The following is a 6,841-nucleotide window of genomic DNA, read 5'->3' on the forward strand; positions in this document are numbered from 1 at the left end:
GGGTGCGCCGCGGCCGCACATCGTCACCTTCCACAGCTGCCGCGGTGGTCCACAGATGCAGAGCGACAGCACCTCGGCTGCTGCCGGTGACCGAGTGTGGCGCGCATGGCTCACGACATCGCTGCCCTCCTCGGTCGGGACGGCGTCACGCGCGTCGTCGACCTGGCCGGCCGCGTGGACCGACACACCGTCGGGACCTGGGTCAGAGCCGGCCGCTTGGAACGCCCGCACCCGGGGGGTGGTCGTCCTCCCCGAACGCGCGGGTGAGTGGCGGGTCCGCGCGCTGGCCGCCGTCCTGGCCACGGACGGGGTGCTCAGCCACACCAGCGCACTGACCGTCTGGGGCGTGGCGCCCGCACTCCCCCAGGTGCACGTGTCCATCCGAGCCGGTCGCCGGGCTCCGGTGTTGCAGGCGGTCACCACCCACCGTGTCCAGCGGCTGGACCGGGCGGCCTGGGGGCCCTACCCGGTGACCTCGGTGCGCCGTGCTGTGGTCGACACTTGGGGGTCGGCGCACGGTCGGCCCACCGAGCCGCGGCTGGTCGAGCTGGCGCGGGCAGCTGTCATCGAGACACTCCGCGACGGGCGAGCCAGAGCCCAGGACCTCCGGTCGGAGGCCGACGTGCGTCCCGCGCTCCCCGGCCGTCGCACCCTGATCCGGTTGATCGCCGCTGTCGAGGACGGCAGTCAGAGCGAGTTGGAGCTGTGGGGAGTGCAGCACGTCCTGCGCGGGCCCGGGATGCCCGAGTTCGTCCAGCAGCACCCCGTCCGGCTCCGCTCCGGCACGGTGCGGTTGGACGCCGCCGTCCTGCGCCTGAAGGTGGCCGTCGAGCTGGACGGCGCCGCCTTCCACGGAAGCGCCGAGGCCCGAGAGCGGGACACCCGACGGGACGTCGCGCTGGCGGCGTGCGGGTGGGTCGTCCTCCGGTTCAGCTACCGCCGGCTGACGACCGACCCGGCGGGGTGCCGTCGGGAGATCCTGGCCGTCTGCGCGGCGCGGGAGGCCCTGCTCCAGGCCCGGTGATGTGCAGCTATGGCGGGTTCCTGGGCCAGAACGCGCCTGCAGTGCACATCACCCCGACCACCCTGGGCTGGGGACGCCGACGGCCCGCTCCCCTGGTGGGGAACGGGCCGTCAGGTGGGTGTTGGGACTACGCGGACTTCTCGCGGGGGGCGCGGGCGGGCTTGCGGGGCACGAGGGTGGGGCTCACGTGCTCCAGCACGACCTCGCGGGTGATGACGACGGTGGCGACGTCCTCGCGGCTGGGGATGTCGTACATCACCGACTGGAGCACCTCCTCCAGGATCGCCCGCAGCCCACGGGCACCGGTGCCCCGCAGGATGGCCTGGTCGGCGATCGACTCGAGCGCGTCGTCGGTGAACTCCAGCTCCACCCCGTCGAGCTCGAACAGCCGGCGGTACTGGCGCACCAGGGCGTTCTTCGGCTCGGTGAGGATGTTCATCAGCGCCGTGCGGTCGAGCTTTTGCACCGTGGTGATCACCGGCAGGCGGCCGATGAACTCGGGGATCATGCCGAACTTCAGCAGGTCCTCGGGCATGACCTGGGCGATGGCGTTGGCCTTCTCCACCTCGGCCTTGCCGCGCACCTCGGCACCGAAGCCGATGCCCTGCTTGCCGGTACGGGCCTCGATGACCTCCTCGAGCCCGGCGAAGGCGCCACCGACGATGAACAGCACGTTGGTGGTGTCGATCTGGATGAACTCCTGGTGCGGGTGCTTGCGCCCGCCCTGCGGAGGCACCGACGCGGTCGTGCCCTCGAGGATCTTGAGCAGCGCCTGCTGCACGCCCTCGCCGGAGACGTCCCGGGTGATCGACGGGTTCTCGCTCTTGCGGGCGATCTTGTCGACCTCGTCGATGTAGATGATCCCGGTCTCGGCGCGCTTGACGTCGTAGTCGGCCGCCTGGATCAGCTTCAGCAAGATGTTCTCGACGTCCTCGCCGACGTAACCGGCCTCGGTCAGCGCCGTGGCGTCGGCGATCGCGAAGGGCACGTTGAGCATCCGGGCCAGCGTCTGCGCCAGGTGCGTCTTGCCGCAGCCGGTCGGGCCCATCAGCAGGATGTTGGACTTGGCGAGCTCGACGCCCTCGTCACGGCCCCGGTCGGTGCCGCCGGCCTGCACCCGCTTGTAGTGGTTGTAGACGGCGACGGCGAGCGTGCGCTTGGCCTGGTCCTGGCCGATGACGTACTGCTCGAGGAAGTCGTGGATCTCCTTGGGCTTGGGCAGCTCGTCGAACTTGAGGTCCGACGACTCCGAGAGCTCTTCCTCGATGATCTCGTTGCAGAGGTCGATGCACTCGTCGCAGATGTACACCCCAGGGCCAGCGATGAGCTTCTTGACCTGCTTCTGGCTCTTCCCGCAGAACGAGCACTTGAGCAGGTCGCCGCTCTCACCGATACGTGCCACCTGGCTGACCTCCACCTCGAATGGGACGACGCTGCTGCGGTCCCGTTGGTTCGTGCTGTGTCATGCCCTCGTCGACGCCCTTCCCGCTGGCGTCCGGTGCCCCTGCGGTCGTGGACCGGGGATCGGGCGTTCGCCGAACCTACCCGGCTGATCCGACGTTCCCGGGCAGGAACTCACCCGGGTCGCCCGGCCCGTAACACCCGTCCCGGCCCTCCCCCGCGACCCGGCTGAGCCGTCCGGAGGACACCGGGACGCCGGATGGGAGAACGGTACGGGCCGAGAGCGCGACACGCGCACCCTCGGCCCGTCCCATCACTGCGTCAGGCCGGCAGGGCGTTGAGCTTGCGGCTCTGGATGACCTGGTCGACGATCCCGTACTCCATGGCCTCCTGGGCCGTGAGGATCTTGTCCCGGTCGATGTCCTTGCGGACCTGCTCCTGCGACTGCCCGGTGTGCCGGGCCAGGATGCTCTCCATCTGCACCCGCACCCGCTCGATCTCCCGCGCGTGGATCTCCAGGTCGGTGACCTGACCGCCGGCCTCGCCGGAGGGCTGGTGGATCAGCACCCGGGAGTACGGCAGCGCCAGTCGCTTGCCCTTCGTCCCGGCAGCCAGCAGGACGGCGGCCGCGGAGGCGGCCTGGCCCATGCAGACGGTCTGGATGTCGGGGCGGACGAACATCATCGTGTCGTAGATGGCCGTCAGCGCGGTGAACGAGCCACCGGGGCTGTTGATGTACATCGTGATGTCACGGTCGGGGTCGTTGGACTCCAGCGTGATCAGCTGGGCCATGACGTCGTTGGCCGAGGCGTCGTCGACCTGCACCCCGAGGAAGATGATGCGCTCCTCGAAGAGCTTGTTGTACGGGTTCGACTCCTTCATGCCGTAGCTCGTGCGCTCCACGAAGGAGGGCAGGATGTACCGGCTGGAGGGCATCTCGAAGCTGCTGCTCATGGTCACTTCTCCGGTCCGTCGGTGACCGGGTTGTCGGTCGAGGTCATGGACTCTGCGCGGGTCACCACGTGGTCGACGAAGCCGTATTCGAGGGCCTCCTGCGCGGTGAACCAGCGGTCGCGGTCGGAGTCCTTCTCGATCTGCTCGACCGTCTGCCCGGTGAACTGCGCCTGCAGCTCGTTGAGCTGGTGCTTGGTGCTCCGGAAGAGCTCGGCCTGGATGGCGATGTCGGAGGCGGTGCCGCCGACGCCGGCCGAGGGCTGGTGCATCAGGATCCGCGTGTGGGGCAGCGAGTAGCGCTTGCCCCTGGTCCCGGCGGTGAGCAGGAACTGGCCCATCGAGGCGGCGAGGCCCATCGCGTAGGTGGCGACGTCGCAGTCGATGAACTGCATCGTGTCGAAGATCGCCATGCCGGCGGTGACGGAGCCGCCGGGCGAGTTGATGTAGAGGTGGATGTCGCGCTTGGGGTCCTCTGCGGACAACAGCAGCATCTGCGCGGCCAGCTGGTTGGCGATGACGTCGTCGACCTGGCTGCCGAGGAAGATGATCCGCTCACGCAGCAGGCGCTCGTAGACCGAGTCGTTGAGGTTCATCATCGAGCCGCCGGCGCGCATCAGCGGCGCGCTGGCGGTGATCAGGTCTGAGTTGCTCACGGGTGCGGTGACCTCCGTAGGACTGCGGTGCAGTCGGTCTCGTGGAACGGGTTGGCCGGTGGTCGGGGGCGACCGACGACGCTGCGGACGACCCTCGGTGCCGGTCGTCAGTGCGGCCTCGTGTGGTCGTCCTTCAGGCTTGCCTGAGTGTCACGTCGACCCTAACGCGCACCCCCGACCGGTTCCTCCCGGCGCGGGCCGGTGTTCGCCGTGGGCGCAGCGACACCGGCGCCGACCTGCGAGGCGCCGACCCGGACGGCACGCCGGAACGACAGCGCCGCCCGTACCCAACGGGGTACGGGCGGCGCAGGGTGTCGCGGTGGGTCAGGCCTTGCCGGCCGTCTCCTCGGTGTCGGTCTCCTCGACCGCGTCGGACTCGACGACCTCGGCCTCGGCGGCCTCAGCAGCGTCGTCCTCGGCGTCGGCCGAGTCGGCGGCGACGGTGCGCGGACGCAGCGCCTCCAGGTCGACGACGTTGCCCGACTCGTCGGTGATCGTCGTCTCCTCCAGCAGCTGGGCCAGCGCCTTGGTGCGCCGCACGTCGGCGACGAACTCGGCGATGTTGTTGCCCTGCTGGAGCTGCTGGGCGTACTGCTCGGGGCTGACCCGGTTGCGCTGGGCCTGGGCCATGATCTGCGCGGAGAGGTCCTCGTTGTCGACGGTGACCTCGCGGGCGTCGGCGATGGAGTCGAGCACGAACTGCGTCTTGACCGCCTTCTCGACGTTCTCGCGCATCTCGGCGTCGTAGGCCTCGCGGCTCTCGACCTCGGCCATCGAGAAGTAGGCGTCCCAGTCCATGCCGGCCTGCTGGAGCTCGCGCTCCATGGCCTGGCTGCGCCAGCTGAGCTCCTGCTCGACCAGCTTCTCCGGCACCGGGACCTCGATGGTCTCCAGCAGGTGCTCGACCAGCTTGTCGCGGGCCTGCCCGCCCTGCTGCAGCACCTTGGTGCGGGCCAGCCGGGTGCGGACGTCCTCGCGCAGCTCGGCCAGGGTGTCGAACTCGCTGGCGATCGAGGCGAACTCGTCGTCCAGCTCCGGCAGCTCCTTGGCCTTGACCGACCGGACGGTGACGGTCACGTCGGCCATCTCACCGGCCTGGTCGCCGGCGAGGAGGGCCGTGGAGAAGGTGGCGCTCTCGTCGGCGGACAGCCCGCGCACGGCCTCGTCCAGGCCCTGCATCAGGTTGCCCGAGCCGACCTCGTAGGACATGCCGGTGGTGCTGCCGTCCTCGAGGACCTCGCCGTTGAGCGTGGCCTCCAGGTCGATGGAGACGAAGTCGCCGTCCTCGGCCGCGCGCTCGACACCGGAGAGGGTGGAGAAGCGCTCGCGCATGACGGTGATCTGCTGGTCGATCTCCTCGTCGGTGACCTCGACGTCGTCGACGGTCACCGCCAGGGAGTCCAGCGGGGGCAGCTCGAGGGTGGGGGCGACGTCGACCTCGGCGGTGAAGGCGAGGGCCTCGCCGTCGTCGAGGCGGGTGACCTCGACGTCGGGCTGGCTGATGACGCGGACCTGGTTCTCCCGGATCGCCTCGGAGTAGACCTCCGGGACGGCGTGCTGGACGACCTGCTCGAGCACGACCGGGCGGCCGATGCGCTGGTCGAGGACCCGGTTGGGGACCTTGCCGGGGCGGAAGCCGGGAACGCGCACCTGCTTGCCCAGCTCCTTGTAGACCTCACCGAAGGCGTGGTCCAGGTCGCTCCACGGCACCTCGATCGCGAGCCGGACCCGGGTCGGGCCCAGGTTCTCGATGGTGCTCTTCACAGCGGCGTGCTCCTCAGGTACGACGGGGGTGGGCGCGGCCTCCGTGGGGACGGCGGCCGATCGTGCCCGCGAGTCTTCCAGACCTCGCGGCGGTGTCGGGGTGACAGGATTTGAACCTGCGGCCCCCTGCTCCCAAAGCAGGTGCGCTACCAAGCTGCGCTACACCCCGTGGCCACCGGCAAGTCTAGGCCGACGGCCTGCGGACGGCGCCGCGCGGGCACGGGTTAGGCTGCCGCGGTACGCATGCGGGTGTAGCTCAATGGTAGAGCCCCAGCCTTCCAAGCTGACTGTGCGGGTTCGATTCCCGTCACCCGCTCCACTGCGATGTCGCGGGACACCGTTCACAGGTGTCCCGCGACTCCGCTTCCCGTTGAGGCGGTTGCGGTGCCGCTATGACTCTCGTCCTTCCGGCCGAGGAGCCTCCATCAGACCCGGCACGAGACAACGAGTACTGATCAAGAGTTTGTCCGGCTGTCGGGCTGCAGCGCCGCCGCCAGCCGGGCGAGGGCCTCGGTGAAGTCAGGTTGTTGGAGGTGGCCGAATCCCAGCCGGAAGACCCGGTCATCCTCGCCGAACCACGAGCCAGGGGCGACTCGGGCGTCGTTCTGAGCGAGCCGGGCGTAGAAGCCGGGCACGGCGCCGTCGGGCACGAGGTCGCGAGGCAGTCGCAGGCAGCACAGCGCTCCTCCGTCAGGGCGGACGAACTCCAGGGGCTGATCGCCCAGCCACTGCTCGAGCTCGGCAAGTGCACGCTGCAGCAGTGCCGCCCGTGGAGCGAGCACCTCGCTGCGTCGGCGCAGCAGTTGGACGGCGAGGAACTCATCGGGCGCGGAGCAGGCGATCGTGGTGAGGAACTTGGCGTTCCGCAGCCGCTCGTACAGGTGGGCGTCCGTCGTCGTCAGCCAGCCCAGCCGCAGGCCCGGTGCGCCGTGCGCCGTGCGCCTTGGACAGCGACCCGCACGTCACCACGCGGGGCGACAGGGCGGCGGTGTCGATGCCGACTGAAGACTGACCCCCTGGCGCCGGTTGAACTTTGACCCCCCGG

Annotated in this window: 6 protein-coding genes and 2 tRNA genes; 2 read left to right on the forward strand and 6 right to left on the reverse strand. The window is 69.9% G+C overall.

Annotation, left to right across the window (positions count from 1 at the left end; genetic code table 11):
* Positions 1-238: 238 nt before the first annotated feature.
* Positions 239-1,024 (forward strand): DUF559 domain-containing protein, encoded by a 786-nt coding sequence (locus IN07_RS14425; protein ID WP_052091282.1) that lies wholly within the window; start codon positions 239-241, stop codon positions 1,022-1,024.
* 127 nt (positions 1,025-1,151) lie between these two features.
* Here IN07_RS14425 and clpX read toward each other — a convergent pair whose 3' ends face one another.
* From clpX to IN07_RS14450, 5 genes are all read right to left on the reverse strand, one after another.
* Positions 1,152-2,426 carry an ATP-dependent Clp protease ATP-binding subunit ClpX gene (clpX, locus tag IN07_RS14430; protein WP_036336736.1) on the reverse strand — a complete coding sequence of 425 codons (1,275 nt, stop codon included), beginning with the start codon at positions 2,424-2,426 and terminating at the stop codon, positions 1,152-1,154.
* Between the two features lie 320 nt (positions 2,427-2,746).
* Positions 2,747-3,379, reverse strand: a complete 633-nt coding sequence (locus tag IN07_RS14435) for an ATP-dependent Clp protease proteolytic subunit (RefSeq protein WP_036336713.1) — start codon at positions 3,377-3,379, stop codon at positions 2,747-2,749.
* Between the two features lie 2 nt (positions 3,380-3,381).
* Positions 3,382-4,032 (reverse strand): ATP-dependent Clp protease proteolytic subunit, encoded by a 651-nt coding sequence (locus IN07_RS14440; RefSeq protein ID WP_036336715.1) that lies wholly within the window; start codon positions 4,030-4,032, stop codon positions 3,382-3,384.
* Positions 4,033-4,356: 324 nt separating this feature from the next.
* Positions 4,357-5,796: a trigger factor gene (gene tig / locus IN07_RS14445; RefSeq protein ID WP_036336718.1), complete on the reverse strand. Its 1,440-nt coding sequence runs from the start codon at positions 5,794-5,796 to the stop codon at positions 4,357-4,359.
* Positions 5,797-5,891: 95 nt separating this feature from the next.
* Positions 5,892-5,965, reverse strand: a tRNA-Pro gene (locus IN07_RS14450).
* Positions 5,966-6,041: 76 nt separating this feature from the next.
* Here IN07_RS14450 and IN07_RS14455 point away from each other — a divergent pair.
* Positions 6,042-6,115 (forward strand) — tRNA-Gly (locus IN07_RS14455).
* 136 nt (positions 6,116-6,251) lie between these two features.
* Here IN07_RS14455 and IN07_RS25835 read toward each other — a convergent pair.
* Complete coding sequence (locus IN07_RS25835) at positions 6,252-6,578, reverse strand: hypothetical protein (protein ID WP_052091283.1); 327 nt, start codon at positions 6,576-6,578, stop codon at positions 6,252-6,254.
* Between the last annotated feature and the right edge of the window lie 263 nt (positions 6,579-6,841).

Origin of the sequence: Modestobacter caceresii (assembly GCF_000761485.1) — a bacterium.
Taxonomy (GTDB): Bacteria; Actinomycetota; Actinomycetes; order Mycobacteriales; family Geodermatophilaceae; genus Modestobacter; species Modestobacter caceresii.